This window comes from Yimella sp. RIT 621 (assembly GCF_004146205.1).
In the GTDB taxonomy this organism is placed as follows: Bacteria; Actinomycetota; Actinomycetes; order Actinomycetales; family Dermatophilaceae; genus Yimella; species Yimella lutea.
Map to the genome: position 1 here is coordinate 107126 of NZ_SEIP01000010.1, position 26637 is coordinate 133762.

General features: G+C 67.7%; 24 protein-coding genes. 5 read left to right on the top strand and 19 right to left on the bottom strand.

What is annotated here, in order from left to right:
* Window positions 1-9 precede the first annotated feature (9 nt).
* The 4 genes from EU513_RS11045 to guaB all read right to left on the bottom strand — a co-directional run bounded on the left by EU513_RS11045 (window position 10) and on the right by guaB (window position 6207).
* On the bottom strand, window positions 10-1725 hold the full coding sequence (locus EU513_RS11045; RefSeq protein WP_129625949.1) for a GMC oxidoreductase: 1716 nt from the start codon (window positions 1723-1725) through the stop codon (window positions 10-12).
* Complete coding sequence (locus EU513_RS11050; protein WP_129625950.1) at window positions 1722-3350, bottom strand: succinic semialdehyde dehydrogenase; 1629 nt, start codon at window positions 3348-3350, stop codon at window positions 1722-1724. Before EU513_RS11050 ends, EU513_RS11045 begins: the two co-directional genes overlap by 4 nt.
* A gap of 123 nt (window positions 3351-3473) precedes the next feature.
* A complete protein-coding gene (locus EU513_RS11055) occupies window positions 3474-4595 on the bottom strand; it encodes a GuaB3 family IMP dehydrogenase-related protein (RefSeq protein ID WP_129625951.1) in 1122 nt (373 codons plus the stop codon).
* Window positions 4596-4680: 85 nt separating this feature from the next.
* Window positions 4681-6207: an IMP dehydrogenase gene (gene guaB / locus EU513_RS11060; protein ID WP_129625952.1), complete on the bottom strand. Its 1527-nt coding sequence runs from the start codon at window positions 6205-6207 to the stop codon at window positions 4681-4683.
* 54 nt (window positions 6208-6261) lie between these two features.
* Between guaB and EU513_RS11065 the strand changes: the two genes are divergently transcribed.
* On the top strand, window positions 6262-6738 hold the full coding sequence (locus EU513_RS11065) for a hypothetical protein (protein WP_129625953.1): 477 nt from the start codon (window positions 6262-6264) through the stop codon (window positions 6736-6738).
* Window positions 6739-7315: 577 nt separating this feature from the next.
* Here the strand turns inward: EU513_RS11065 and shbA are convergent.
* The 3 genes from shbA to groES all read right to left on the bottom strand — a co-directional run bounded on the left by shbA (window position 7316) and on the right by groES (window position 10183).
* Window positions 7316-7894, bottom strand: a complete 579-nt coding sequence (gene shbA / locus EU513_RS11070) for an RNA polymerase sigma factor ShbA (RefSeq protein WP_239701175.1) — start codon at window positions 7892-7894, stop codon at window positions 7316-7318.
* A gap of 253 nt (window positions 7895-8147) precedes the next feature.
* The gene (gene groL / locus EU513_RS11075) at window positions 8148-9761 is read right to left on the bottom strand and encodes a chaperonin GroEL (protein WP_129625955.1); all 1614 of its coding nucleotides are present in this window, start codon (window positions 9759-9761) and stop codon (window positions 8148-8150) included.
* Between the two features lie 128 nt (window positions 9762-9889).
* Window positions 9890-10183, bottom strand: a complete 294-nt coding sequence (gene groES, locus EU513_RS11080) for a co-chaperone GroES (protein WP_205744757.1) — start codon at window positions 10181-10183, stop codon at window positions 9890-9892.
* Window positions 10184-10410: 227 nt separating this feature from the next.
* On the opposite strand from groES, the gene EU513_RS11085 reads away from it, so the two are divergent.
* The 3 genes from EU513_RS11085 to EU513_RS11095 are packed head-to-tail and all read left to right on the top strand — an operon-like array spanning window position 10411 to window position 13791.
* Entirely contained in the window at window positions 10411-11313 is a 903-nt protein-coding gene (locus tag EU513_RS11085; RefSeq protein ID WP_129625957.1) for a metallophosphoesterase, read from the top strand.
* On the top strand, window positions 11313-12533 hold the full coding sequence (locus tag EU513_RS11090; RefSeq protein ID WP_129625958.1) for a methyltransferase domain-containing protein: 1221 nt from the start codon (window positions 11313-11315) through the stop codon (window positions 12531-12533). Before EU513_RS11085 ends, EU513_RS11090 begins: the two co-directional genes overlap by 1 nt.
* Window positions 12534-12543: 10 nt before the next feature.
* On the top strand, window positions 12544-13791 hold the full coding sequence (locus EU513_RS11095) for a glycoside hydrolase family 3 N-terminal domain-containing protein (protein ID WP_129625959.1): 1248 nt from the start codon (window positions 12544-12546) through the stop codon (window positions 13789-13791).
* Between the two features lie 7 nt (window positions 13792-13798).
* Here EU513_RS11095 and tsaD read toward each other — a convergent pair whose 3' ends face one another.
* From tsaD to glmS, 9 genes are read right to left on the bottom strand one after another with little or no spacing between them, the layout of a single operon-like run.
* Entirely contained in the window at window positions 13799-14842 is a 1044-nt protein-coding gene (tsaD, locus tag EU513_RS11100) for a tRNA (adenosine(37)-N6)-threonylcarbamoyltransferase complex transferase subunit TsaD (protein WP_129625960.1), read from the bottom strand.
* Entirely contained in the window at window positions 14835-15290 is a 456-nt protein-coding gene (rimI, locus tag EU513_RS11105; RefSeq protein WP_239701172.1) for a ribosomal protein S18-alanine N-acetyltransferase, read from the bottom strand. The genes tsaD and rimI overlap by 8 nt, the downstream gene beginning before the upstream one ends.
* Complete coding sequence (tsaB, locus tag EU513_RS11110; RefSeq protein ID WP_129625961.1) at window positions 15287-15973, bottom strand: tRNA (adenosine(37)-N6)-threonylcarbamoyltransferase complex dimerization subunit type 1 TsaB; 687 nt, start codon at window positions 15971-15973, stop codon at window positions 15287-15289. Before tsaB ends, rimI begins: the two co-directional genes overlap by 4 nt.
* Window positions 15970-16440 (bottom strand): tRNA (adenosine(37)-N6)-threonylcarbamoyltransferase complex ATPase subunit type 1 TsaE, encoded by a 471-nt coding sequence (tsaE, locus tag EU513_RS11115; protein WP_129625962.1) that lies wholly within the window; start codon window positions 16438-16440, stop codon window positions 15970-15972. Before tsaE ends, tsaB begins: the two co-directional genes overlap by 4 nt.
* Window positions 16437-17594 carry an alpha/beta fold hydrolase gene (locus EU513_RS11120; RefSeq protein WP_129625963.1) on the bottom strand — a complete coding sequence of 386 codons (1158 nt, stop codon included), beginning with the start codon at window positions 17592-17594 and terminating at the stop codon, window positions 16437-16439. The genes tsaE and EU513_RS11120 overlap by 4 nt, the downstream gene beginning before the upstream one ends.
* Window positions 17584-18744 carry an alanine racemase gene (gene alr, locus EU513_RS11125; protein ID WP_129625964.1) on the bottom strand — a complete coding sequence of 387 codons (1161 nt, stop codon included), beginning with the start codon at window positions 18742-18744 and terminating at the stop codon, window positions 17584-17586. The genes EU513_RS11120 and alr overlap by 11 nt, the downstream gene beginning before the upstream one ends.
* A gap of 59 nt (window positions 18745-18803) precedes the next feature.
* The gene (locus tag EU513_RS11130) at window positions 18804-20222 is read right to left on the bottom strand and encodes an NAD(P)H-hydrate epimerase (protein WP_129625965.1); all 1419 of its coding nucleotides are present in this window, start codon (window positions 20220-20222) and stop codon (window positions 18804-18806) included.
* On the bottom strand, window positions 20219-20650 hold the full coding sequence (locus EU513_RS11135; RefSeq protein WP_129625966.1) for a holo-ACP synthase: 432 nt from the start codon (window positions 20648-20650) through the stop codon (window positions 20219-20221). Before EU513_RS11135 ends, EU513_RS11130 begins: the two co-directional genes overlap by 4 nt.
* A 25-nt stretch (window positions 20651-20675) precedes the next feature.
* Entirely contained in the window at window positions 20676-22529 is a 1854-nt protein-coding gene (gene glmS, locus EU513_RS11140) for a glutamine--fructose-6-phosphate transaminase (isomerizing) (RefSeq protein ID WP_129625967.1), read from the bottom strand.
* 57 nt (window positions 22530-22586) lie between these two features.
* On the opposite strand from glmS, the gene coaA reads away from it, so the two are divergent.
* The gene (gene coaA / locus EU513_RS11145; RefSeq protein WP_129625968.1) at window positions 22587-23549 is read left to right on the top strand and encodes a type I pantothenate kinase; all 963 of its coding nucleotides are present in this window, start codon (window positions 22587-22589) and stop codon (window positions 23547-23549) included.
* On the opposite strand, the gene EU513_RS11150 is transcribed toward coaA, so the two are convergent.
* The 3 genes from EU513_RS11150 to EU513_RS11160 all read right to left on the bottom strand — a co-directional run bounded on the left by EU513_RS11150 (window position 23546) and on the right by EU513_RS11160 (window position 26536).
* Window positions 23546-23965: a hypothetical protein gene (locus tag EU513_RS11150; RefSeq protein ID WP_129625969.1), complete on the bottom strand. Its 420-nt coding sequence runs from the start codon at window positions 23963-23965 to the stop codon at window positions 23546-23548. The genes coaA and EU513_RS11150 overlap by 4 nt on opposite strands.
* Before the next feature lie 112 nt (window positions 23966-24077).
* Window positions 24078-25382, bottom strand: coding sequence for a PhoH family protein (locus EU513_RS11155; RefSeq protein ID WP_129625970.1), 1305 nt, complete (start codon window positions 25380-25382; stop codon window positions 24078-24080).
* A gap of 389 nt (window positions 25383-25771) precedes the next feature.
* Complete coding sequence (locus EU513_RS11160; RefSeq protein WP_129626001.1) at window positions 25772-26536, bottom strand: isoprenyl transferase; 765 nt, start codon at window positions 26534-26536, stop codon at window positions 25772-25774.
* Window positions 26537-26637 lie beyond the last annotated feature (101 nt).

Below are 26637 nucleotides of genomic sequence, written 5' to 3' on the forward strand. Positions count from 1 at the left end.
CACCTGTAGTCAGGCGGGACGGGTGGTCGGCAGACCGAGGTCGACGCCGGGGACTCGAGCGGCAGGCACGTCGAGGCGACGATAGGGCTCGCCCTGCGCCGGACGCTCGTCCCGCTCTCCCATCGCCGGCCAGCAGGCCATCGCCCGTTCGGCCTGGGCGGTGATCGTCAGCGAGGGGTTCACACCCAGGTTGGCCGAGATGGCTGAGCCGTCGACGACGTGCAGATCAGGGTGTCCCCAGACGCGGTGGTAGGGGTCGAGGACGCCGCGCTCCGGTGAATCGGAGATCACGACCCCGCCCAGGAAGTGGGCGGTCAGCGGGATGCCGAAGATCTCGCCCCACGTGCCGCCGGGGAGCGCCTTCTCCTTGGCGACCACCTGCAGTCGATCAGCCATGGCGCGAATCGCCTTGTGCCCCTGCGGAATCCACTTCGGGTTGGGCTGGCCGTGACCCTGGCGGCTGGTCAGTCGAACCTTGCCGAAGCGGCGCCGTGCGGAGACCGTGATCGAATTGTCGATCGTCTGCATGACCAGCGCGATGATGGTGCGCTCCGACCACCTCGGTCCGGCTGCGATGCGAAGCGCCGACATCGGCTGCTTGGCGAACTGCCCGGCAAAGTCCTTGGCCTTTCCCAGCGGTCCGTTGTCGCCGTTCACCAGCAATGAGGTGAGCAGACCCATCGCGTTCGAACCCGCGCCGTAACGGACGTTCTCGACGTGGGTGGTGTCGTCGACGTGGAACGAGGTGGTGATCGCGACGCCCTTGGACAGGTCCATGTCTGCGGGGACCTTCGCGGTCGCCGCGCCGCCGAGGGCTTCGGAGTTGGTGCGAGTGAGCAGACCGAGGCACTCGGACAGCTGCGGCAGACGTCCCGATGCCTTCAACCCGTGCAGCAGTGTCTGGGTACCCCAGGTGCCGGCGGCCAGGACGACCTGTTCCGCGGTCACGCTGCGACGATCCTTGGACAGCCACGCGCCGGACCGCTCGGTGGTGACCCGAAAACCACCCTCGGGCAACGCTTCCAGATCGACGACGGTCCGCAACGCCTCGAACTCGACGCCGCGCCGTTCGGCCAGCGCGATGTAGTTCTTCATCAAGGTGTTCTTCGCGCCGACGCGACAGCCGACCATGCAGTTGCCGCACTCGGTGCATCCGGTGCGCGCAGGCCCCTCACCGCCGAAATAGGGGTCGTCGACGGTCTTTCCCGACTCACCGAAGAACACCCCGACCGGCGTCTTGCGGAAGGAGTCGGCGACCCCGAGGTCGCTTGCGACGTCCCGCATCAGTTGCTCCACCGGGCCGTCGCACGGGTTCTCCTCGACGACGCCGAGCATCCGTTTCGCCGTCTCGTAGTGCGGGGAGAGTTCCTCGTCCCAGTCGGTGATGTTCGCCCACTGCGCGTCCTTGAAGAACGGAGCCGTGGGCTTGTACAGCGTGTTCGCGTAGTTGAGCGACCCACCGCCCACTCCGGCCCCGGCCAGGATCATCACGTCAGGCAGTTTGTGGATCCGCTGGACACCGAAGCACTTCAGCGCAGGCGCCCACAGGTAACGGCGCGCGTCCCACGAGGTCTTGGCGAACTCGTCGTCCTCGAACCGGCGGCCGGCCTCGAAGACGTGGACGGCGTAGCCCTTCTCGGCCAGGCGTAACGCGGCGACCGACCCGCCGAACCCCGATCCCACCACCACGACGTCGTAGTCGTGCAGGTGCTCCTCGACGCTCATGACAGACCCGCCTTCTTCATCACCTTCAGGCCGGAGGTCATCATCCGGGCCCACGCCTTCTCCGACATGCCCTTCGGAATCACGAATCCCGGACCGTGCTGCACGGTGACGTTCTGGCTCTCGGTGTACTTCTGGATGCCCTCGGCGCCGTGCCGGCGACCGATACCGGACTGCTTCATGCCACCCATCGGCGCGCCGTTGCTCCCCCAGGCCGCGACATAGCCCTCGTTGACATTGACTGTGCCGCAACGGATCTGATTCGCAATACGGCGACCGCGCGCCGTGTCCCGCGTCCACACCGACGCGTTGAGTCCGTACTCGGAATCGTTGGCCTTCGCGACTGCGGCGGCGTCGTCGGCGACCCGGTACACCGAGACGACCGGACCGAACGTCTCCGTGCGGCAGACGTCCATCTCCTCGGTGACGCCGTCGAGCACGGTCGGTTCGTAGAAGTACGGACCGAGATCTGGGCGCGCCTTGCCACCGGTGAGCACCTTCGCTCCTGCCGCGACCGCATCGTCGACGTGCGCGCTGACCCGCTCGAGCTGCTCGGCGGAGATCAACGAACCCATGTCGGTGCCCCACTCCAGCTGCGGCCCGAGCTTCATGTCCGCCACCATGGGCACGAACACCGCGAGGAAGTCGTCGGCGATCTCCTCGTGCAGGATGAGCCGCTCCACCGAGATGCACAGCTGACCGGCCGAGGAGAACATCGCGCGCACTGCGCATTCGGCGGCGAGTTCGAGGTTCGCGTCCTGCGCGATGTACATCGGGTTCTTGCCACCCAGTTCGAGGGACGCACCCACCAACCGTTCGCCGGCGGCCGCGGCGACCTTGCGACCGGTCGCCGTCGAGCCGGTGAACATGACGTAGTCGGCGCGCTCCAACACCGCGTTACCGATGGTCGGGCCGTCACCGAGGACGACCTGCAGGAGCCCCTCCGGCAGGCCGGCGCGGTCGATGAGTTCCACCGCACTCAGCGCGGTCAGCGCACTCTTGTTGTCCGGACGCAGGACGACCGCGTTGCCCGCCAGCAGTGCCGGCAGGACGTCGGTGATCGACATCGACAGCGGGTAGTTCCAGGGCGCGACGACACCGACGACGCCCTTGGGGTGGCGCAGTTCGCGAGCTTGGGTGAGCATCGGCAGTGCGCCGAGACGACGCTTGGTGGCCAGGTACGACGGGCCCTTGCGCGCGTAGTGCCGGCTCACACCCGCCACGTCCAGCACCTCGTCGAACGCGTGTCGGCGCGATTTTCCCGACTCGAGCTGGATCAAGTCGAGCAACTCGGCTTGGTTGTCCAGGACGAGGTCGTGCAATTCCAGCAGGAACCTGGCCCGCTGTTTCACCGACACCGCTGCCCACCGCGGCTGCACCGACCGCGCGGTGCGGTAGGCGATGTCTACGTCGTCCACCGAACTCTGCGGGATCGTGCCCAAGACCCCACCTGTCATCGGCGTGACGCAGTCGAACGTCGCGGCTCCCGGGGAGGTCAGCACCCGACGCGCGAGGCGGGCAGCCAGGCCAGGTGCGATGACGTGCGGCGGACGGCTCTGCTCCCGAACCGCCGGATCCTGCCCGGAGGGGTGCGTCGAGTCGTGCGTGGAGTTCAGCAGGTCGGTCATTACTCCACAGTAGAACGCATCGCCGCCAACGTCACCCCAACGCAGAGACCCGGCCAACGAACACCGAAAGTCCGAAGGAATCCGACGTCAACCGGGCGGATCTGCTGACCTTCGCCGGGATGGTCAGCTCTTCTGATGCGGGGCGACGATGACCTCGACCCGCTGGAATTCCTTGAGTTCGAGGTAGCCCGTCGTGGCCATCGCGCGCTTCAGCGCACCGATGACATTGGTCGTGCCGTCGGCGCCGAGACCAGGGCCGACGAGGATCTCCTCGAGTGATCCCACCGAGCCGACCTCGACCCGCTCGCCACGCGGCAGTTCGGAGTGGTGCGCCTCGGAGCCCCAGTGGAAACCGCGTCCCGGTGCCTCGGTGGCTCGCGCCAGGGCGGCGCCGAGCATCACCGCGTCCGCACCGCAGGCGATGGCCTTGACGATGTCGCCGCTGGTGCCCATGCCCCCGTCGGCGATGACGTGGACGTAGCGGCCGCCGGTCTCGTCCATGTAGTCGCGACGAGCGGCGGCGACGTCGGCCACGGCGGACGCCAGCGGCACCTGGATTCCGAGCGTCTGCCGGGTGGTGTGTGCTGCTCCGCCACCGAAGCCGACCAGGACGCCGGCCGCACCGGTACGCATCAGGTGCAGCGATGCCGTGTAGGTGGCGACCCCACCGACGATCACCGGCACGTCGAGTTCGTAGATGAATCGCTTGAGGTTCAGCGGCTCGGACCGACCCGAGACGTGCTCGGCCGAGACTGTGGTGCCGCGAATGACGAACAGATCGACGCCGGCGTCGACGACGGCCTTCCAGAACTCCTGGGTGCGCTGCGGCGACAACGCGCCGGCGACGGTGCAGCCGGAGTCGCGAATCTGCTTCAGCCGCAGCCGGATGAGGTCCTCGCGGATCGGCTCTTCATAAATCTCGCGCATCCGGGCGGTCGCGTGGGCCGGCTCGAGCGCAGCGATCTCGGCGAGCAACGGTTCGGGTGACTCATACCGGGTCCACAGACCTTCGAGGTCGAGCACCGGCAGGCCGCCGAGCTTGCCGAACGCGATGGCGGAGTCGGGCGACATCACAGAGTCCATCGGCGCGGCCATGACCGGCAGGTCGAAGTGATAGGCGTCGATCTGCCAGCCGACGTTCACCTCGCGCGGGTCGCGGGTCCGACGCGAGGGCACCACCGCGATGTCGTCGAAGGAGTACGCGCGACGCCCGCGCTTGCCACGTCCGATCTCGATCTCAGTCACCCGGCGAGCCTATCGGTGCGCCAAGGACACAGACGCTGCGGGAAGCGGCCGCAGTGGCGACCGGTTTCCTGGACTACGGGCGTAGTCAGCGTCCGGCGTAGTTCGGTGCCTCGACGATGCCCTGCACGTCGTGCGGGTGCGATTCCTTGAGACCGGCCGAGGTGATGCGCACGAAGCGCCCCTTCTCCTGCAGTTCCGGAATGGTGTTCGCGCCGACGTAGAACATCGACTGGTGCAGACCACCGACGAGCTGGTGGACCACCGACCCGAGCGGTCCGCGGTACGGAACGCGACCCTCGATGCCCTCGGGCACGAGCTCGTCGTCGGAGGCGACATCGGCCTGGAAGTAACGGTCCTTGGAGAACGACTTCTTGCCGCGCGAGGCCATCGCGCCGAGCGATCCCATGCCGCGGTAGGTCTTGAACTGCTTGCCGTTCAGCAGGATCACCTCGCCGGGCGACTCCTCACAACCGGCGATGAGCGAGCCGATCATGACCGAGGACGCGCCCGCGACCAATGCTTTGGCAATGTCGCCGGAGTATTGCAGACCACCGTCACCGATCACCGGCACACCCGCCGGCTTGCAGGCCAGCGACGCCTCGTAGATCGCGGTCACCTGCGGTACGCCGACACCGGCGACCACGCGCGTGGTGCAGATCGAACCCGGCCCGACGCCGACCTTCACCGCGTCGACACCGGCGTCGACGAGTGCCTGCGCTCCGGCGCGGGTGGCCACGTTGCCGCCGATGATCTGAACGTGTTTGGTGGCCGGGTCGGACTTCAGCTTGCGGATCATGTCGAGCATCAGGCTGGCGTGACCGTTCGCGACATCGGGCACGAGCACATCGACACCGGCCTCGACCAGACGGGTCGCGCGCTCCCAGGCGTCACCGAAGTAGCCGACGGCGGCGGCCACCAGCAGCCGTCCCTGGTCGTCCTTGGAGGCGTCGGGGAACTGCTCGGACTTCACGAAGTCCTTCACGGTGATCAGGCCGACGAGTTTGCCCTCGTCGTCGATCAGCGGCAGACGCTCCCGCTTGTGCTGACGCAGCAACAAGGTGGCGTCCTCGCGGGTGATGCCGACCGGTCCCGTGACCAGCGGCATCGGCGTCATCATCTCGTGCACCTTGGCGGTCGCCCACTCCGCGAGCGGGGTGAACCGCAGGTCGCGGTTGGTGATGATGCCGATCAGCGTGTTGTCTGGGTCGACGACCGGAAGACCGGAGACGCGGTAGCGACCACAGATCTGGTCGAGTTCCTCGAGCGTGGCGTCGGGACCGATCGTGACCGGGTTGGAGATGATCCCGGTCTGGGTGCGCTTGACCAGATCGACCTGCTCGGCCTGGTCCTCGATCGACAAATTGCGGTGCAGCACACCGATGCCGCCCTGGCGCGCCATCGCGATCGCCATCCGCGACTCGGTCACGGTGTCCATCGCCGCCGAGATCAGCGGCATGCGCAGTTTCAGATCGCGGGTGAGGCGGGAGGTGGTGTCGACCTCGGAGGGGATCACATCGGTCTCCCCCGGCAACAACAGCACGTCGTCGTAGGTCAGGCCCAGTTGGCCGAAGATCGCAGGAACATCGCTCACAGTCGGCTCAGCAGACGTCATTGTGCAAGTCTACGAAGCCGAGGGAGCCGACGCGACGAGGGTGGTCACTGACTGGTGGCGGTGAAGGTCTCGTTCGCCAACGACTCCGAGGCCTGGTCCGCGGTCACGACGGAACTCTCGCTCGCGGTCGCGGTACGGGCACGCGGAGACGGCTGCGGCGGCGTCGGAAGTGTGGGACGCGCGGTCGGGCGCCCGCGCCGACCGTCGGTTGACGTGGACGTCGGCGTGCTCGTTGCCGTCGACGTGGGCGTGCTTGTCGCGGTGGACGTAGAGGTCGGACGCGTCGTCTTGGTGGTCTTCGTCGACTTCGTCGTCGACGGACCCGAGGTCGTCGGACTGCTGGTCGCGGTGGACGTCGAGGTGGACGTCGAGGTGGACGTCGAGGTGGACGTCGAGGTGGACGTCGAGGTGGACGACGATGTGGACGACGGCGTCGAAGTGGAGGTCGGGACGCTGGTCGACGTCGGAACGGAAGTGCCGGTGGGAGGCAGCACCGGACGCGTCCCGCGCGTGGACGTCGGACGTTGCTGACTCGTCGAACCTACCGAAGTCGTGGACTGCTTCCACTGCGTGCCGGTCCAGACCCACTGCGTACTGGGGGCTCGCGGTACCGAGGTCGGGTCATCGCTCGTTGCCGACTGCGTCTGCGTCGTCGTACCGGAGTGCTCGTGGGCGCGGTCGTCGGACCTGGCGTCCGACTGTGTTGTGCTGGAAGATGATTCGGCAGGTACGCCGGTCGCCTCGACCTTGCGGGGCAAGTGGTCGGCGCCGACGAGTCCGCGGGTGACCGTGCCGAGTTCACGGAACACCGGAACCGAGGTGCCGGTGACCGCAGCAGACACCGAACTCACCGACAGGGCCGCAACCGCAATACCGGAGACCGACGCGACACGACTCAGGTTGGGGCCCGTGCCGCGACGTCCGCGAAGGAGCCCATGGCGCGAGTAACGGCCGACGACCGGTTCCGGCCTGCTGGGGAGGTGATCGATCGCCTCGACCCACTCCGAGAGAAGCGCGATCGCTTCGTCGTTCGACGCCTCCGCACCTCGACGACCGCCGAGGGCGTCCAGCCACTCGTCGTCGCGACGGATGTCGTCCAGGCGCGGCGTCACTGCTGATCCTTCGTGTCGGTCATGATCTTGCGCAGACGGGCAAGCGCACGGTGCTGCGCGACGCGGACGGCGCCGGGAGTCATGTCAAGGGCGGCGGCGGTTTCTTCGGCAGACATGCCCACGGCAACCCGAAGCGTGAGGATCTCGCGCTGTTGTTCGTTCAACTGGTCGAGGTAGGCATGCACCTGCGCCGATCGGTCGGCCTCGAGCGCGTGCTCCTCGGGGGTCAGTCGCGCGTCGGTCTGCTCGGGAAGATCATCGCTGGGCACTGCACCACGCAGCACGCCGCGCTGGGCGTCGGCCACCTTGTGGGAAGCGATGCGATAGACGAATGCCTCGAACGGGGCGCCTTGGTCGACGTATCGAGGCAGCGCGGTCAACACGGCCACACACACCTCCTGAGCAACGTCTGCCGCGGCGTCCGAGGTCGCGGAGAAACGGCCGAGCCGGGCTCGGGCGTAGCGCAACGCGATCTCGTGGACGCCTGCCATCAAAGCGGCCGCCGCAACATCGCTTCCTGCACGAGCCTCAGCAGCCAGGTCCCGCAGGGGAATCTGCGCTTCCGATGGGGACATCGTGCGAGCGGCCCAGTTTGTTACAGGTCGGTGGGCAGCGTTTGGCGATCCGCTCATCCTGCCTTCCCCGAGTCCTCGTCGTCGGTTCCTGAACCCCGTCCCGGCCGAACTCCTGGACAGATGACCGAGGGGCGCACCCACCAGAGTAGGCATCCACCTGCCGTGCTGGTCAAATGCCAGTCGATCTGCCGATGCCGGAATGCGAAGCGCCCCGGTCCGTGAGGAACCGGGGCGCTTACCTGGATGGACCGCCTCAGTGCGCGTGTCCGTGGCCTGCGGCCGCTGCGGGCTCTTCCTCTTCCGGCTTCTCCACGACGAGCGAGTCGGTGGTGAGCACCATCGACGCGATCGACGCCGCATTCCGCAGAGCGGAGCGGGTGACCTTGACCGGGTCGATGACGCCGGCCTTGATCAGGTCGCCGTACTCGCCGGTGGCGGCGTTGAGGCCGCTGCCCAGCGGCTGCTCACCGACCTTCGACACCGCGACATAACCCTCGAGTCCCGCGTTCTCGGCGATCCAGCGCAGCGGCTCGGCGGCCGCCTTGCGGACGATGTTCGCGCCCGTGGCCTCGTCGCCCTCGAGCTGCAGGGAGTCGAGCGCCGAGACGGCGTGGATGAGCGCCGAGCCACCACCGGCGACGATGCCCTCCTCGATCGCCGCACGGGTGGCGGAGATCGCGTCCTCGATGCGGTGCTTCTTCTCCTTCAGTTCCACCTCGGTGTGGGCGCCGACCTTGATGACGCAGACGCCGCCGGCCAGCTTGGCGAGACGCTCCTGGAGCTTCTCGCGGTCCCAGTCGGAGTCGGTGCGCTCGATCTCGGCCTTCAGCTCCTTCACGCGACCGTCGACGTCGGCGGTGTCGCCCTGGCCGTCGATGATCGTGGTGGAGTCCTTGGTGACCACGACGCGGCGGGCCTGGCCCAGCACGTCCAGGTCAGCCTGGTCGAGCTTGAGGCCGACCTCCTCGGCGATGACCTGACCACCGGTGAGGATGGCCATGTCCTGCAACATCGCCTTGCGACGGTCACCGAAACCGGGGGCCTTGACCGCGACGACGTTGAAGGTGCCGCGGATCTTGTTGACCACCAGGGTCGACAGCGCTTCGCCGTCGATGTCCTCGGCGATGATCACCAGCGGCTTGCCCGACTGGACGACCTTCTCCAGCACCGGCAGGACGTCGGCGATCGCCGAGATCTTGCCCTGGTTGATCAGGATGTAGGCGTCCTCGAGGACGGCCTCCATCCGCTCCGGATCGGTCACGAAGTAGGGCGAGATGTAGCCCTTGTCGAACTGCATGCCCTCGGTGAAGTCGAGCTCGGTCACCGCCGTCGAGGACTCCTCGACCGTGATGACACCGTCCTTGCCGACCTTGTCGAACGCGTCGGCGATGAGGCCACCGATCGTGGTGTCCTGCGCGGACAGGGATGCGACCTGAGCGATCTCTTCCTTGCCGTCGACCTCGCGGGCATTGGACAGCAACTGGTCGTTGACGGCCTCGACGGCCTTGTCCATGCCGCGCTTCAGACCGGACGGCGAGGCGCCGGCGGCCACGTTGCGCAGACCTTCCTTGACCATCGCCTGGGCGAGGACGGTCGCGGTGGTGGTGCCGTCACCGGCGATGTCGTTGGTCTTGGTGGCGACCTCCTTGGCGAGCTGCGCGCCGAGGTTCTCGTAGGGGTCGTCCAGCTCGACCTCACGGGCGATGGTGACGCCGTCGTTGGTGATGGTCGGGGCGCCCCACTTCTTGTCGATGACGACGTTGCGGCCCTTGGGGCCGAGCGTCACCTTGACGGCGTTGGCGAGTGCGTCAACACCGCGCTCGAGCGACTTGCGCGCGTCGTCGTTGAACTCCAGGGTCTTTGCCATGGTGATGGAAGTCCTTGTCTTTCAATCTCTTTCGAGAGGTCTTGGGTGGACCGGGGAATGTGCGACGCCCCGGATCGCGGCCCGCAGAGGGCGGCGAGCCGGGGCGCCTTGAATGCTCGTGAGGCCGATCAGCGCTCGACGATGGCGAGCACGTCGCGCGCCGAGAGGATCAGCAGCTCCTGGCCGCCGTACTTCACCTCGGTGCCGCCGTACTTGGAGTAGATGACCTTGTCGCCGACCTTGATGTCCATGGGGACGCGCTCGTCACCATCCTCGTTGAAGCGGCCGGGGCCGACAGCGACGACCTCGCCCTCCTGGGGCTTCTCCTTGGCGGTGTCCGGGATGACCAGACCGGAAGCGGTGGTCTGCTCGGCCTCGACGGCCTTGACCACGATGCGGTCCTCGAGCGGCTTGATGTTCACCACAGCGGATCCTTTCTACGTTGTACCCACCGCGTCGTGCGGCGGAAGTTTGCCCTGTGACTCACCGGTTCCCGTGCTCCGGTCGCCGTCGCGGGGGTCGACCTGAGCCTTTGCGGAGCCGGCACTGTCACAGGCTGAGTGCCACTGGCGAATCTAGCACTCGCATACGTCGAGTGCTAACTGCCGTCCGACACTCTTCATTCCGTTCGGGCGGGCAGGATGGGGACATGCGATTCGGACCCGAGCCGACCCACACCATCGCCCATCTGAGCGACCCGCACCTGCTCGCGGACGGGCGCCGGCTGCACGGGGTGATCGACGTGATCGACAACCTGCGCCGCAGCCTGGACCAAGTGGTTCGCACCGGTCGGTCCATCGACGCGATGGTGTTCACCGGCGACCTCGCCGACCTCGGCGAACCGGACGCATATCGCGCACTGCGCGAGATCGTCGAGCCCGCCGCGAAGGAGTTGTCCTGCACGGTCGTCTGGGTGATGGGCAACCACGACGAACGTGCGCCGTACGCCCGCGGGCTCTTCGATCTCGCGGTGGACGACGAGCCGCAGGATCGCGTGTACGACCTGCGCGGTCTTCGGGTGATCGCGCTGGACAGCACGGTGACCGGCTACCACCACGGTGCGATCGACGACGACCAGATCGCCTGGCTGGCAGACCGGCTGAGTACGCCCAGCCAGCACGGCACCTTGCTCGCGCTGCATCACCCGCCACTGGTCTCGGCTGTCGACCTGATGAATGTCATCGGCCTCGACAACCAGGACGCCTTCGCATCGGTGCTGCGTGGCAGCGATGTCCGGGCGATCCTGGCCGGGCACCTGCACCACAGCTGTCACGGCACGTTCGCGGGCATCCCGGTCTCGGTGGCGGCCGCGTCCTGCTACTCCCTGGACGGCGGGGCGCCGAACGGAGCGCTGGTCGGGGTCGACGGGCGTCAAGGCTTCGACCTGGTCGACATACATCCGCACGGGCTGGTGCACACTCACATTCCGCTCGGCTCTCCCCCGGTGGTCAGCGGGTTCTCGCCGCAGGTGGAGGACGCGCTGGCCGCGCTCTCGCCGGCGGAGCGCCGCGAGGCCTTCTCCAGCAAGTCCTCCACCTGGACGCCGTCCTGATGGATGCCTCTCTCGTCGAGCGAATCCTCTCGGACGACGGCCGTTCGCTGCTCGACTCGCTGCCGTCGTACGACCCTGCTTCGGTGATGGCGTTGACGACGCGACTGCGCGCACTGGGCCACGATCCCGAACTCGTCAGTGCCGTGCTCACACAGTCGGCGCTGCGACACAGGGCGGTGGAGAAGTTCGGACCCGACGCCGCGCGGCTGTTCTTCACTCCCGACGGACTCGAGCAGGCCACCCGTCCGCGCATCGCCGACGGGCACGCGGCCCGCTTCGCAGCCGCGGGCGTGAACCACGTGTACGACCTCGGTTGCGGAATCGGCTCGGACGCACGGGCATTCGCTCGCGCCGGACTTGCCGTGCACGCATTCGACCTGGACCCTGCGACCGCGGCGATCGCACGCGCGAACCTGCCCGGCGGTACGACGGTGTCGGTCGAGGACGTCACGACCGTCGACGTCCCCTCACACGTGGGTGTCTGGCTCGATCCGGCGCGGCGCACCTCGGGCGTTGCCGACATCACCGGCCGGACCAGGCGCACCTTCCGGCTGGAGGATCTCCTGCCGTCCTGGAATTTCGTCACCGCTCTGGGGGCCTCCGGACGAGCGGTGGGCGCCAAGCTCAGTCCTTCCTTCCCACGCTCGGCACTCCCCGACGGAGCGTCGGCGCAGTGGACCTCCCTCGGTGGCGAGGTGCTGGAGTGCTGCGTCTGGTTCGGCCCTGTCGCCGACGACTCGCGGTTCACGGCTCGCGTCCTCACTGCAACGGACGACGTCGTGATTCGCAGCGAGCACATCGCTGCAGAGACCGACAGCGTCGACGGCCTGGCAGCCTTCCTCTACGAAGCCGACCGGGCGGTCGTGCGTGCCGGGGCGACCGGCGCGCTCGCCGACGCAGTGGACGGCACCGAACTGGCCTCCGGCCTCGGCCACGTCACCGGTGACGTGCGTGTCGATGTTCCGTACGCCCGGCGCTACCGCGTCCGGGAGGCGGTGCCGTTCAACATCAAGAACCTACGAGCATGGTTGCGTTCCAACGACATCGGGCGAGTCACGGTGAAGAAGCGCGGTGTGAGGTTCGACGATGCCCGCTTCGTACGCGACCTCAAGCTCAAGGGCGACGCGAGTGCCCTCCTCCTGGTGACCAGGTTGGCGCAATCCCAGATCGTCCTCGTGCTCGAGCCGGACGATTCCGACGAACCGGACCCTCGCCCGTAGCCTGAGCGCGATGATCAGAACCGTCTCCGTCCTCACCGTCAGCGCTCTCGCCCTATCGGCGTGCAGCGGCGACCCCGGCGGCCCGTCCGCCGGGACGACGTCGCCGGGATCCGCCCCGGTGACACCCACGACCTCTCTTGCGTCCGGCACGTCCTCGGTCGAACCGACGCCGAAGCCTTCGTCGCCGACGTCACCGGGTGCATCCTGCGTGGACGGCCTGCTGCTATCCATGTCGCCGGCACAGCGCGCCGGCCAACTGGTGATGGTCGGGCTGGACGCGAGCATGTCCGCCGAGTCACTCGACACGATGATCAAGGACCATCACATCGGCAACATGTTCTTCATCGGCGGCTGGCGCGCGACCTCTCGAGTGAGAAGCACCTCCGATCACGTTCAAGCACAAGTGAATTCGTCGTCGACGAAGAGTGTCGGGTTTTTGATCGCCGCCGACCAGGAGGGCGGCCAGGTTCAGCAGTTGAAGGGTGACGGCTTCTCTGCGCTCCCGTCGGCGCTGCGCCAGGGCGCGATGTCGTCTGCGGACCGAGCCGCCGTCGCACGAACGATCGTCCGCGAACTGAAGGCGGTGGGCGTCAACGTCGACCTCGCCCCGGTCGCCGACACCGTGCCGCCGGCGAACCCGCGCTCCAACGAACCGATCGGACGCTGGGGTCGCCAATACGGGAACAACCCCGCGAAGGCCGGCTCCGCTGTCGCCGAGGTGGTGCGGACGATGCAGGCGGGCGGCTTGCAGAGCACGCTGAAACACTTCCCCGGCCTCGGTCGGATCACCGGCAACACGGACTTCACCGCCGACGGCATCGTCGACGACCAGACCTCGGCTGACGACGAATACCTGCGCCCCTTCCGCGACGGGATTGCCGCCGGTGCCCCGTTCGTCATGGTGTCGTCGGCCTACTACTCGAGGATGGACGCCGAGAACCAGGCGATCTACTCGCCGAAGATCATCGACGGCGTGTTGCGCAGACAGCTCGGCTTCGGGGGAGTCGTAATGAGCGATGACCTGAATGCCGTTGCGGTACGTGATCTTCCGGCCGGTGAACGCGTGGTCAAGATGGTGCGCGCGGGCGGCGATGTGGCGCTCACCGGACTCGCGTCCGCGGCGCCGCTCATGGCGAGGGCACTGACCGCCGAAGCCGCGAAGGACCCTGTTTTCCGGGCGACGCTGAACGCGTCGGTGAAACGGGTACTGACGGCCAAGACCGCGATGGGCCTGACGTCCTGTTCGGGGCGCGAGTAGTCCGCAGTCAGACCGAGACCGTGCTGACCGGCAGGCTCGAGTCCGTGCCGAGGTCGAGGCTCGACGGCGTAAGTCCGCGAGCGACGACCTGGGCCCCGAGCGCTGCGACCATCGCCCCGTTGTCGGTGCACAGCCGGATCCGCGGGACGCGCAGGCTGATTCCGGCTGCGGCACAACGCTCTTCGGCCATCGTCCGCAACTGGGTGTTCGCGGTGACTCCTCCGCCGATCTGCAGATCCTTGATGCCGTGGTGCTCGCACGCGTCGATCGCCTTGCGAGTGAGCACGTCAGCCACCGCCGCCGAAAAGCTCGCGGCGACGTCGGCGAGCGGCACGTCCAGACCGTCGCGTTCGCGCTCCTGCACCCAGCGCACGACCGCGGTCTTCAGGCCCGAGAACGAGAAATCGAAACGATGCTTATCCATGTCGCGCGCCGACGTGAGACCCCGCGGGAAACGGATGGCGGTCGGATCTCCTTGCTGCGCAAGCCGATCCAAGTGCGGTCCTCCCGGATAGGGCACTCCGAGCACCCGCGCCACCTTGTCGTACGCCTCGCCGGCGGCGTCGTCGATCGTCCGGCCCAGCGCAGTCACGTCGGACGCGATGTCGCGCACGATCAGCAGATCGGTGTGCCCGCCGGAGACCAGCAGGGCCATCGTCGGCTCCGGCAACGGGCCGTGGTCGAGCACGTCGGCGCAGACGTGCGCACACAGGTGGTTCACCCCGTACAGCGGCTTGTCGAGCGCCCATGCGACCGCCTTCGCCGCCGAAACCCCGACCATGAGCGCACCGGCGAGACCGGGTCCTGCAGTCACGGCCACCGCGTCGACGTCGGCGAGGGTGAGTCCGGCGTCGTCGCATGCTCGCTCGATGGTCGGGATGATCGCTTCGAGGTGTGCCCGACTGGCGACCTCGGGCACCACCCCGCCGAAACGGACGTGTTCGTCGACACTGCTGGCGAGGCAGTCGCCGAGCAACGTGGTGCCGCGTACGAGCGCGACTCCGGTCTCGTCGCAGGAGCTCTCGATCCCGAGAACGACGGGCTCACTCATCGTCTGCCTCCAGCAGCGCTCGCATGATGATCGCGTCGACACCGTCCGGCTGGTAGTAGCCGCGGCGCACGTTGATCTGCTCGAAACCGTTGCGGTCGTACAGCTTTCGCGCGGCAACGTTGTCGGCGCGGACCTCGAGCATCAGTGCCTCGGCGCCGGACGACACAGCCTCGGCGCGCATCCAGTCCAACAGTTCTTGGGACAGCCCGGAGCGACGTCCACGGGGTCGGACGGCGATCGTCATCACGTCGGCGACATCGCCGGGACAGTCGACTCCCGCATACCCGACCACACCCTCGTCGTCCTGCGCGATCAAGTAGCGACGCTGAGGACGACCGGCGAGCTCGGACCACCAGGTGGTCTCGCTCCACGCCTCGTGCCCGAAAAGCTCCCGGTCGATCCTGGTGAGTTCGGGGATGTCGCTCCAGTGCATCTCGCGCGTGATCATGGCCGGCGCCGTTGTCCGGCAAGTGAGGTGAGCGCCGACTTCTGGCCGGCCGACGGGACGGCGTCCGGCTGCCGCAGATACAGGGGTTGCAACGGCAGCAGCTCCCCGCCGTCACGCAGACGGGACGCGACCAGCAGGCCCAGGTGAGCGGCACTCACGTCGGCCGGCTCCATCGCCGAGGCGAACACTTCGGGATAGAGCCTCGCTCCCCGGCCGGCCGCCGGCAGCGCTCGAACCTCATCGGGGAGGCCTGCCGGTTTGTGCACCTGCGGCTCGCTCTCGCGTTCACCGCGCACGTACCGCGCCCAGTAGACCTCCTTGCGACGTGCGTCGGTGGCGACGACGAACTCCTCCACGTCGCTCGTCGCGGCTTGATGCGCGATGGCGTCGAGGCTGCAGACCCCGTGGGCCGGGACACCGAGAACATACGAGAGCGTGGCCGCCGTGGTGATTCCCACCCGCAGACCGGTGAACGGACCGGGCCCGACGCCGACGGCGAGCGCCGTGACGTTCGCCCGGGTCACCCCGACTCCGTCGAACAGGTCACGAACGAGCGGCATCAGGATCTCGGTGTGGCGGCGCGCGTCGACGACGGTCTGCTCCGCGACGACCTCTGCACCAGACACCAGGGCGACGGTGACCGCCGAGGTCGAGGTGTCCATCGCCAGCAGCAGCTCACTCATGACGCGACCTGCGCAGCAACCGATTCGAATCGAGCGCCGTTGGGTTGCAACCGAATCGAGCGGACCTCAGTCGACGTGTCCACATCGATGACCAGTTCCAGACGCTCTTGGGACAGCTCCTCGGCCAGACCGGCACCCCACTCGATGACCGTCACCGCCTCGTCCAGTTCGGAGTCGAGGTCAAGGTCATCCAGTTCGAGAGAGCCGTCCAGGCGATACGCATCCACGTGCACCAACTCCGGACCGCCGACGAGCGAAGGATGGACGCGGGCGATCACGAAGGTGGGGGAAGTGATCGGTCCACGCACACCGAGTCCCTCGGCGATTGCCTGGGTCAACGTGGTCTTGCCCGCACCGAGGCCGCCGGTCAGCACGACGACGTCGCCGGCACGCAGCAGCGCGCCAAGACGACGGCCCCAGGTCTGGGTCGCTTCACGATCGGGCAGCGTCACAGGCGGGACGCTCATCGGGCCGCCTTCTGCTTCTTCTCCAGCACACCCTTGCGCCTCGGCCGTAGGTCGGTGACGGTGCGCGGCACCGTCGAACGGCGCTTGCTGGGTGGTTCGACGACGGCGCGGGAGGCACGTTCGGCGAGCGCGACGATCTCGGTGTTGACGATCTCCGGGTGCTCCAGGGGGAGCATGTGGCCGGAGTTCTCGACGACGATGTACTCGGCGTGCGGCATCTTCGCGACCATGACATCGGCGTGGGCACGCGGGACGATGCGGTCCTGCTGACCATGGATCACCAAGGTCTCGATGCCGTCGAACTCGGCCAACACGTCGGTGCGTTCATGGTCGACGAGGGTCGGCATGAAAGCGGAGATGACCGACATCGGGGTCTCGAAGATCATGTCGGCGGTGTAACGCACGACGGCCATCGGTACGTCCGAACCGAACGAATACCGATGCACGAGATAGCTTTCCACGTCCTTGCCGATTTCGAGGACGCGTTCGACGGTGCTCTGCCTTGCGGACAGCCGGGCGACGGTGCCGGGACCGAGGCGGTGCACGGCGGCGCCGACCTGCTTGCCGAGGCCGAAGTCGAGCGTGCTCAGCGCTCCCGAGCTCGTGCAGACGAATCCGGCACCGACCACGCGTTCGCGGATGATCTCCGGGAACTGTTCGGCCATCGCCATCATCGCCATGCCACCCATCGAGTGGCCGATGAGGATGAGTGGCCCGTCGGGGGCGGCTTCTGTGATCACCGCGTGCAGGTCACGTCCCAGCTGGGCGATCGTGTAGGACGACTCCTCGCCTCGTTCGGACAGGCCGTGGCCTCGGTGATCCCAGAGCACCACCCGGAATCCGGCTTCTCGCAACGCTTTTCGCTGGAAGTGCCACACACCGTGGTGCTGGGTGTAACCGTGCGACAGCACGACGGTGGGTCGCTCGCCGATTTTCGCACCGACCGGGTCGTCGATCTCCACGTGCAGCGGCACGGCGTCGCTGATCACGACGTCCTCGTGGTCGGGGATGTCGTCGTAGTCGACTTCGAGACCGAGTTCGATCGCGGTGCGGCGAGCCTTCAGCAGCCGATCGGCCGCGACTCCCGCGGCCGTGGCAGCACCGGCCGCCAGGATGCCGACGCCGAGACCGAGCAGTCCACCGTCACTCGCCATGGTGCTCACCTCCGACGTACACCCGCGGCAGGCGCGAGCTCATCCGGGCGACGATCTCGTAGCTGATCGTGTCGTTGGCATCGGCCCAGTCCTGCGCCGTCGGGACGCCGAGTTCGCCGTCACCGAACAGGACGACTTCGTCCCCGGCACTCACCTGCGCGTCACCGACGTCTACGACGACCTGGTCCATGCAGACGCGTCCGGAGATCGTGTAGCTCGAGCCACCGATCTGTACCGGTGCCCTGTTCGAACCCGACCGTGGGACGCCGTCCACGTATCCGATCGGCACGTCGACCACCGTCGTCTCGCGATCGGGCGCATAGGTGTGTGCGTAGCTGACCCCCTGGCCGGCCGGAATCCGTTTCACCACAGTCGCATTCGCGCTGACGGTCATGGCTGCACGCAGTCCGTAGTCGGCTGGTCGGCCGAGGTCGGGCACCGGCGACAGACCGTAGACCGCCAGCCCCGGACGCACCATGTCCCAGGCCGCCTGCGGCGTCGTCAGTGTCGCGGCGGAGTTCGACATGTGGCGCACCTCGAGGTCGAACCCGGCACGTTCGCAGTCACGGACAGCGTCCGCGAACTTCTCCTGCTGCTGCAGCACGGTGGGGTGAGTGGGCGCATCGGCGAACGCGAAGTGAGTGAAGACGCCGACGACCTTCACAGCGCCCTCGGCGACATACGGACCGGCGGCCGCGACCAGCGCGTCCCAGTCGGCGCCGTAGGCTCCGTTGCGGGCGAGACCGGTGTCGACCTTGAACTGCACCCGCGCTGTCCGCCCGACCCGGCGCGCCGCTTCGACGACCGCGTCGAGTTCCCAGACCGCTGGCACCCCGATGTCGATGCCGGAGACGATGGCCCGGTCGAAGTCGGTCCCCGGCGCGTGTAACCAGGACAGCACCGGCTCCTCGACGCCGGCTGCACGCAGCTCGAAGGCTTCGTCCATCTGGGCCACGCCGAGCCAACTCGCTCCCCCGGCCACCGCTGCCCGGGCGGACGGGACCAGCCCGTGCCCGTACGCGTCGCCCTTGACGACGGCCATCACCTCGGCATCGCCGGCAAAGCCCTTCAGGGCGCGGACGTTGGCGGCGATGGCGTCGAGATCGATCGTGACGCGGGCGGGCGAACCGCCGGGCAGGGATGAGGACATAGCGGTCCCATCATCCCACCCGTGGTCGGCGTTCGGACGCGTGCCGCCGGCGAGGCCGGTCACAGGAACTCGGCGACGGCCTGACCCGCGCAGCGAGCCACGTCGAGGGCACGGACGGGCCCTCCCGGGTTGGCCAGGTGAGCGGCGCGGCCGTGCAGCAACACTCCGAGGGCACCCGCTTCGGTCACGCCGAGCCCGGAGGCGACCAGTGCGCCGATCATTCCGGCCAGGACATCTCCCGAGCCCGCCGTGGCCAGCCAGGCCGGTCCGTCGGTCTGGCTGACGAGCGGCCCTCCCGTCGAGGACGGCGGCACGATCAGCGTGGTCGCACCCTTGAGCAGGACGTGCGCGCCGAGCGCGTCTGCCACCGCTCGGGCACCCGGCACTCCTTGGGTGTGCTCCAGCCCCAGCCGCTGCGCCAGACGCTTCAACTCGCCGGCATGAGGAGTGAGCAGTGTCGGTGCGGAGCGAGGTTCGTCGAGCAGGTCGAGGGCACCTGCGTCGAGCACGATCGGAAGGATGTCGTCCAGGAGTCCATCGACCAACTCCGGCGCTCCCCCATGACCGTCCCAACCGGAGCCGAGTAGCCAGGCCTGAACGCGTCCGGGCCCGCTGACGATCTCCGGGACGCTTCCCAACACCAGGTCGGTCGCGCGACGCGGGCCGATGTAACGCACCATCCCGACCCCGGTGGTGACGGCCGCAGTCACGCCCAGGACGGCGGCGCCAGGGTAGGACTCGCTGCCGGTCATCACACCCAGGACGCCGCGCGAGTACTTGTCGTCGAACGCACCGGGGGTCGGCCAGAGCCGGGTTGCGTCGCTCGCTTCGTAACGGACGACTACGGGCGAATCCGGTTCGGGCACGCCGATGTCCACCACGGTCAACTGTCCGCACGCTGCTTCACCGGCAGGCAGGAGATGGCACGGCTTCAACAGGCTGAAGGTCACCGTCTCGTCCGCGTACAGGCAGTCGGCGGCCACCACGCCGGACGGATCGACGCCCGACGGCAGGTCGACCGCGATGACGTAGGAATCGTTCGCGAAGAGGTCGGGCCGGTTCTCCAGGTGCTCGGGCAGGCCCGGCGACGCACCGATACCGACGATCCCGTCGATCACCAGGTCGGCTTCGACAAGTGCCTCGGCGGCAGCTGCGGGCACCTTTCCCGACCGCCACTCGATCGGCACCACACCTTCCGCCGTCGCTGCTGCGAGCGCCTCTTCGTGGGTGCGCGATCCGACCAACAGCGCGACGACGTTCAGTTCGAGCCGGGCCAGGTGCGCTGCGGCGTACAGCGCGTCTGCCCCGTTGTCGCCCGACCCGGCCAGCACGACCACCCTGTCGTCCTCGTCCGACCGGGCGCGAGCAACCTCTGCCAGGCCGAGCGCCGCGCGCTGCATCAACTCGCCGGGCTCGAGCTCCCTCTTGACGGCCTCCTCGGCCGCACGGACGTCGTCGATGCTGAATGCGCGGATCACTGTGTCCCCCAGTCGAGTTCGTTCGGTAAGTCGTACGGTGACTCATATGGCGAGGGCAGGTCGTGCGATGGTGACGACCCTTCGGCCACCACCATCGCAGTGACGAAGTCGCCGTCGTGGGAGATCGACAGATGGAACCGCTCGACGCCGAGTGCGCGGGCGCGGGCCGCGACAGTACCGGTCACGTGGAACCAGGGTTGCCCGACATCGGTCTTGTGCACCTCCGCGTCGGTCCACGCCAGGTCGCCGGGAGCGCCGAGCGCCTTCGCGATCGCCTCTTTGGCGGCGAACCTGCCCGCCACGGAGGACGGCGAACCCGCCTGTTCACGGTCGGTGAACAGGCGGGTCGCGAGTGCGGGCGTCCGCTCGAGCGTCGCGGTGAACCGGCTGACGACCACCAGGTCGACGCCGACTCCGACGATCGCCATCAACGGGACCTCGTGCGACGCAGGATCACTCGACGGTGACGGACTTGGCCAGGTTGCGCGGCTGGTCGACGTCCAAGCCCTTCGCGGTCGACAGTTCGAGGGCGAAGACCTGCAACGGGACGACGGTGAGCAGCGGCTGCAGCAGCGGCGAGGTGTGCGGCACGCGGATGACCTCGTCGGCGAACGGGACGACGGCCTCGTCGCCCTCCTGCGCGATCACCAGGGTGCGAGCGCCGCGGGCGCGGATCTCCTGGATGTTCGAGACGACCTTGCCGTGCAGTCCGTGCGGGGTGTCCGGCCCGGGCACCACGATGAAGACCGGCTGGCCGGCGTCGATCAGCGCGATCGGGCCGTGCTTGAGCTCACCGGCGGCGAACCCCTCGGCGTGGATGTACGCGAGCTCCTTGAGCTTGAGCGCGCCCTCCATCGCCACGGGGAAACCGACCTGACGACCCAGGAACAGCACCGAGCGGGTGTCGGCCATGAAGCGGGCGATCTCGCGGACGCGGTCCATCGTTCCGAGCAGTTCCTCGATCTTGCCCGGCACTTCCTGCAGTTCGGCGAGCACCGCCTTGGCGTCCTCGGCGTAAGTGCCGCCACGCAGCTGTGCGAGGTAGAGACCGAGGATGTAGCAGGCGGTGATCTGTGCCAGGAACGCCTTGGTCGAGGCAACCGCGATCTCCGGGCCGGCGTGGGTGTAGAGCACCGCGTCCGACTCGCGCGGGATCGTCGAACCGTGGGTGTTGCAGATGCTGATCGTGCGAGCACCCAACTCCCTGGCGTGCTTGACCGCCATCAGGGTGTCCATGGTCTCGCCGGACTGGCTGATCGACACCACCAGCGTGCGCTCGTCGACGATCGGGTCGCAATAACGGAACTCGTGGGCGAGCGCGACCTCGACCGGGATGCGGGCCCAGTGCTCGATCGCGTACTTGGCGACCATGCCGGCATACGCGGCGGTGCCACAGGCGACGATCGTGATGCGGTCGACGGCCTCGAGTTCGTCCTCGCTGATACGAAGTTCGTCGAGCACGAGCGAGCCGTCGTCACCGGTGCGGCCGAGCAGGGTGTCGCCGACGGCGTGAGGCTGCTCGTTGATCTCCTTCTCCATGAAGGTGTCATAGCCGCCCTTCTCGGCGGCAGCGGCGTCCCAGGTGACCTCGAAACGCTTGCCCTCGGCGGGACTGCCGTCGAAGTTGATGACCTTCACCTCGTCCGGGGTGATGGTGGCGATCTGGTCCTGCTCCATCTCCATCGCGTGCCTGGTGTGACCGATGAATGCGGCGACGTCGGAGCCGAGGAAGTTCTCGCCCTCACCCAGGCCGACGACGAGCGGGCTGTTGCGGCGAGCTCCGACGACCACGCCGGGCTGGTCGGCGTGCACCGCCAGCAACGTGAAAGCACCCTCGAGGCGCTGGACGACGCGGCGCATCGACTCGGTGAGATCACCGTCGAACTCGCGAGCGAGCAACTGAGCCACGACCTCGGTGTCGGTCTCGCTGGCGAACTCGATGCCGTCGGCCAACAACTCGTTCTTGAGGCTGTGGAAGTTCTCGATGATGCCGTTGTGGATGAGCGCGAACTTACCGTCGGTACCACCGCGGTGAGGGTGGGCGTTCTCGTCGGTCGGGCCGCCGTGCGTCGCCCACCGGGTGTGCCCGATCGCGGTGCGGGAGGCGTCCATCGGGTGCGCCTCGATCTCGGCGATCAGGTTGGCGAGCTTGCCGGAGCGCTTGCGCACCTCGACCTCGTCACCGCTGACCAGCGCGACGCCCGCAGAGTCGTACCCTCGGTACTCCAGTCGGGCCAAACCCTCCATGACGACGTCAAGGGCCTTCTGGTCGTCGCTCTTGCCGACGTATCCGACGATTCCACACATGGTCGACAGCCTAGAGCCTCCGCCCGGGTGGCCTGTCCAGGTGCGGCATCCGACACAATGTCGGACGTGTCACGTCCGACAATTTCGGCAGAGTCGCCGTATCTGGAGTTCAGTCGCGCCCAATGGGCCCGGCTGCGCGACCAGCACCCGATGAGTCTCGGCCTGGACGACGTGCGCCGACTGCGTGGCACCGGCGAGCGGATCGATCTCGCCGAGGTCGAAGAGGTCTACCTGCCCCTGTCGCGACTGCTCAACTTCTACGTCGGTGCCACGGCGGGCCTGCATCGGGTCACCTCCGACTTCCTCGGCGAACGTCCGGAGAAGACTCCGTTCATCATCGGCGTCGCCGGATCGGTCGCGGTCGGGAAGTCGACGACGGCGCGCATCCTGCGCGAGTTGCTGGCCCGGTGGGAGGGCACGCCACGGGTCGAACTCATCACCACGGACGGCTTCCTGTTCCCCAACGCCGAACTGCAACGGCGCGGCATCCTCAACCGCAAGGGTTTCCCGGAGTCGTACGACCGCCGGTCGCTTGTGCGCTTCGTGGCGGAGGTGAAGTCGGGCAAGCAGGAGGTCTCGGCGCCCGTGTACTCACACCTGACCTACGACATCGTCGAGGGCGAACGAGTCGTCGTGCGCCAACCCGACGTGCTGATTGTCGAAGGACTCAACGTCCTGCAGCCCTCCCAGGCCATCGCCGGACGCCGCAACACGCTCAACGTGTCGGACTACTTCGACTTCTCGGTGTACGTCGATGCGCGGGAGAGCGACATCCGTCGCTGGTACGTCGACCGCTTCCTCGGACTGCGTCAGACCGCGTTCGCCGATCCGGACTCCTACTTCCACCGGTACGCATCACTCACCGACGAGCAGGCGGTCGACCGGGCGAACCAGATCTGGGAAGAGATCAACCTGCCGAACCTGGTGGAGAACGTCGCGCCGACCAGGAGCCGGGCAACGCTCGTCCTCAGCAAGGGTGGCGACCACGGCGTGAGCCGGGTCAGCCTGCGCAAGCTCTAACGCCGCTGGGCCCGCGCGGACTGCTCGTCCTGCGCATCGAACTCGGTGCCGTAGCTGTCGTTCTCGGAATCGAGATAGCGGTCATCGTCCTCGTCGTCGCCGAACTCGACGTGGTCGAGAAGCTCCTCGTCGGCTTCGAACTCCTCGTCGTCGACAGCCGGGTTGGTCCGACGGTGACGCACCCAGAGCACCATGAAGATCGCGGCGAAGACGGCGAGCACGATCGCGGCGCCGAGCAGGCCGCCGAAGATGCTGAACAGCAGACGGGATGCACCGGTCGCCGGGGTGCCGCCGCTCTCCTCGTTCTCGAAGGTGGGGGCCAACGAGTTCCCCCAGGCAGCACCACCCGCACCGGCCAGTACGGCGAGCACGAACCCGATCACCCAGTACAGCGCTGTCAGCGCGCGATTTCCCACCATGACTCCCCCAACATACCGATCCGACCCGCGCCCTTTTCACCGATTGCGGGAACCCTGTGAAAGGACGCGGGGCGGCACCGATCGGTGCCGCCCCGCGTTCGCGCCGAGATCAGACGTCGGCCTGTTCCAGCAGATCGGTGACCAGTGCGGCGATCGGGCTGCGCTCGGAGCGGGTCAGCGTGACGTGTCCGAACAACGGGTGTCCCTTGAGCTTCTCGATCACGGCGGCGATGCCGTCGTGTCGCCCGACCCGCAGGTTGTCGCGTTGCGCGACGTCGTGGGTGAGGACGACCCGCGAGTTCTGACCCACTCGCGAAAGCACGGTGAGCAGCACATTGCGCTCGAGCGACTGTGCCTCGTCGACGATCACGAACGCGTCGTGCAGCGACCGCCCGCGAATGTGCGTCAGCGGCAGCACCTCGAGCAGTTCGCGGTCCATGACCTCCTCGACGACCTCGCGCGAGACCACCGCGCTGAGCGTGTCGAAGACGGCCTGCGCCCAGGGCCCCATCTTCTCGTTCTCGGTACCTGGCAGGTAGCCGAGCTCCTGGCCGCCGACGGCGTACAGCGGACGGAACACGATCACCTTGCGGTGCTGGCGACGCTCCATGACGGCTTCGAGTCCGGCGCACAGGGCCAGTGCAGACTTTCCGGTGCCGGCGCGTCCGCCGAGGCTGACGATGCCGACGTCGGGGTCGAGCAACAGGTCGAGCGCGATGCGCTGTTCGGCCGACCGACCGTGCAGGCCGAACGCGTCCCGATCGCCTCGGACGAGACGGACGCTCTTGTCGGCCATGACGCGCCCGAGCGCGCTGCCGCGCGGCCCGAGCATGACCACGCCTGTGTTGCAAGGCAATTCGGCGGCGACGGGCGATTCGAGGCGGGACTCGTCGTACAGGGAGTCCATCTCCTCGGCGGTGATGTCGAGTTCGCTGATGCCGGTCCATCCGCTGTCCGGAGCAAGCTCCGCGCGGTACTCCTCGGCGTTGAGTCCGACCGCGGACGCCTTCACGCGCATCGGAAGGTCCTTGCTCACGACTGTCACCCCGCACCCCTCGTTCGCCAGGTTACGGGCGACCGCCAGGATGCGGGTGTCGTTGTCTCCCAAGCGAAATCCGGCCGGCAACGAGTTCGGATCGGTGTGATTGAGCTCGACGCGCAAGGTGCCGCCGTCACCGATCGGCACCGGCGAGTGCAGGCTGCCGTGCTGGACGCGCAGGTCGTCGAGCATGCGCAGCGCGGAGCGGGCGAAGTAGCCGAGTTCCGGGTGATGCCGTTTGCCCTCGAGCTCACTGATCACCACGACCGGGAGCACCACTTCGTGTTCGGCGAAGCGCGTCATCGCGCGTGGATCCGACAGGAGCACCGACGTATCGAGCACGTACGTGCGGGGGCTGTCCAGTTCAACGGTCATGCCGACTCCTCTTGCGCGCGATATCTCGCGGCTACTCGCGGATGGTGTGCCGGTTGCCGGCCCGAGTGAGGACCGGGACCGGCCCTCTCATCCGCAGCGTGGGTCGCTGCATGAAGTGGGCCTCCCGAACGGCGAACGGGTGTTCGTCGTGATTGAAATCTACGACCAGGCCCGGCACGGAATCGCGCCCATTCGACCGGCGTGTTGCGAATTCACCGACTGTTCAAGCGCCGGAGTCGTCCCGTTCGCCACACCAGTCCCAACGGCCCCATCTGGGGGTGCGGGCCTGCGTCAGCACGGGACGTGGCCGGCAACGGGAACCCTGCCGACCCCGTCCCGTTCGAAGCCCGTCCGAAAACCGGCACCACCAGCGGACGATGAGTCGACGGTCACTTACCCATCCGGCGGTCACGGGTGGCGTAATCCCGCAGCGCGCGAAGGAAGTCGACGCGACGGAAGTCGGGCCAGTAGGCCTCACAGAAATAGAACTCGGAGTACGCGCTCTGCCAGAGCAGGAAGCCGCCCAAGCGCTGTTCGCCGGAGGTGCGGATCACCAGATCGGGATCGGGCTGCCCCTTGGTGTAGAGGTGTTCGGCGATGTGCTCGACGTCGAGGATCTCGGCGAGTTGCTCGATGGAGGTGCCATCGGCCGCGTGTGCCCGTAGCAGGGAGCGGACCGCTTCGGCGATCTCCTGGCGTCCGCCGTACCCGACCGCGATGTTGACGATCAGTCCCTCGACGTCCGCGGTCTGTTCGGACGCCTCGCGCAGCACCTCCTGGGTGTGTTCGGGGAGCATCGCCAGGGCGCCGACGGGGTTGATCTTCCACTGCTCGCGACCGGCGAGCTCGCAGACCACGCCTTCGATGATGCCGACGAGCGGCTCGAGTTCTTCGGTGGGTCGGTTCAGGTTGTCGGTCGACAACAACCAGAGGGTGACGACCTCGATGCCCATCTCCTCGCACCAACCGAGGAAGGGGGCGATGTTGTCGGCACCGGCCTTGTGCCCCGAGGCGGTGTCGGTGCCGCGGGCCTTGGCCCAGCGCCGATTGCCGTCGAGCATCACGCCGACGTGCCGCGGCAGGTTCTCCGTGGGCAACGAACGGGCCAGTTGGCGCTCGTACGCGCCGTAGACGAGGTCACTCGGTCCGCGCATCGCGGTCTGCTCCTTCGTCATGCCTCTGGGTCACCACCTGTCCAACGATATGCCCGTGGGAGGTTCGGACCACCGCGACCGGTTCCGGCGCGCCGCCCTAC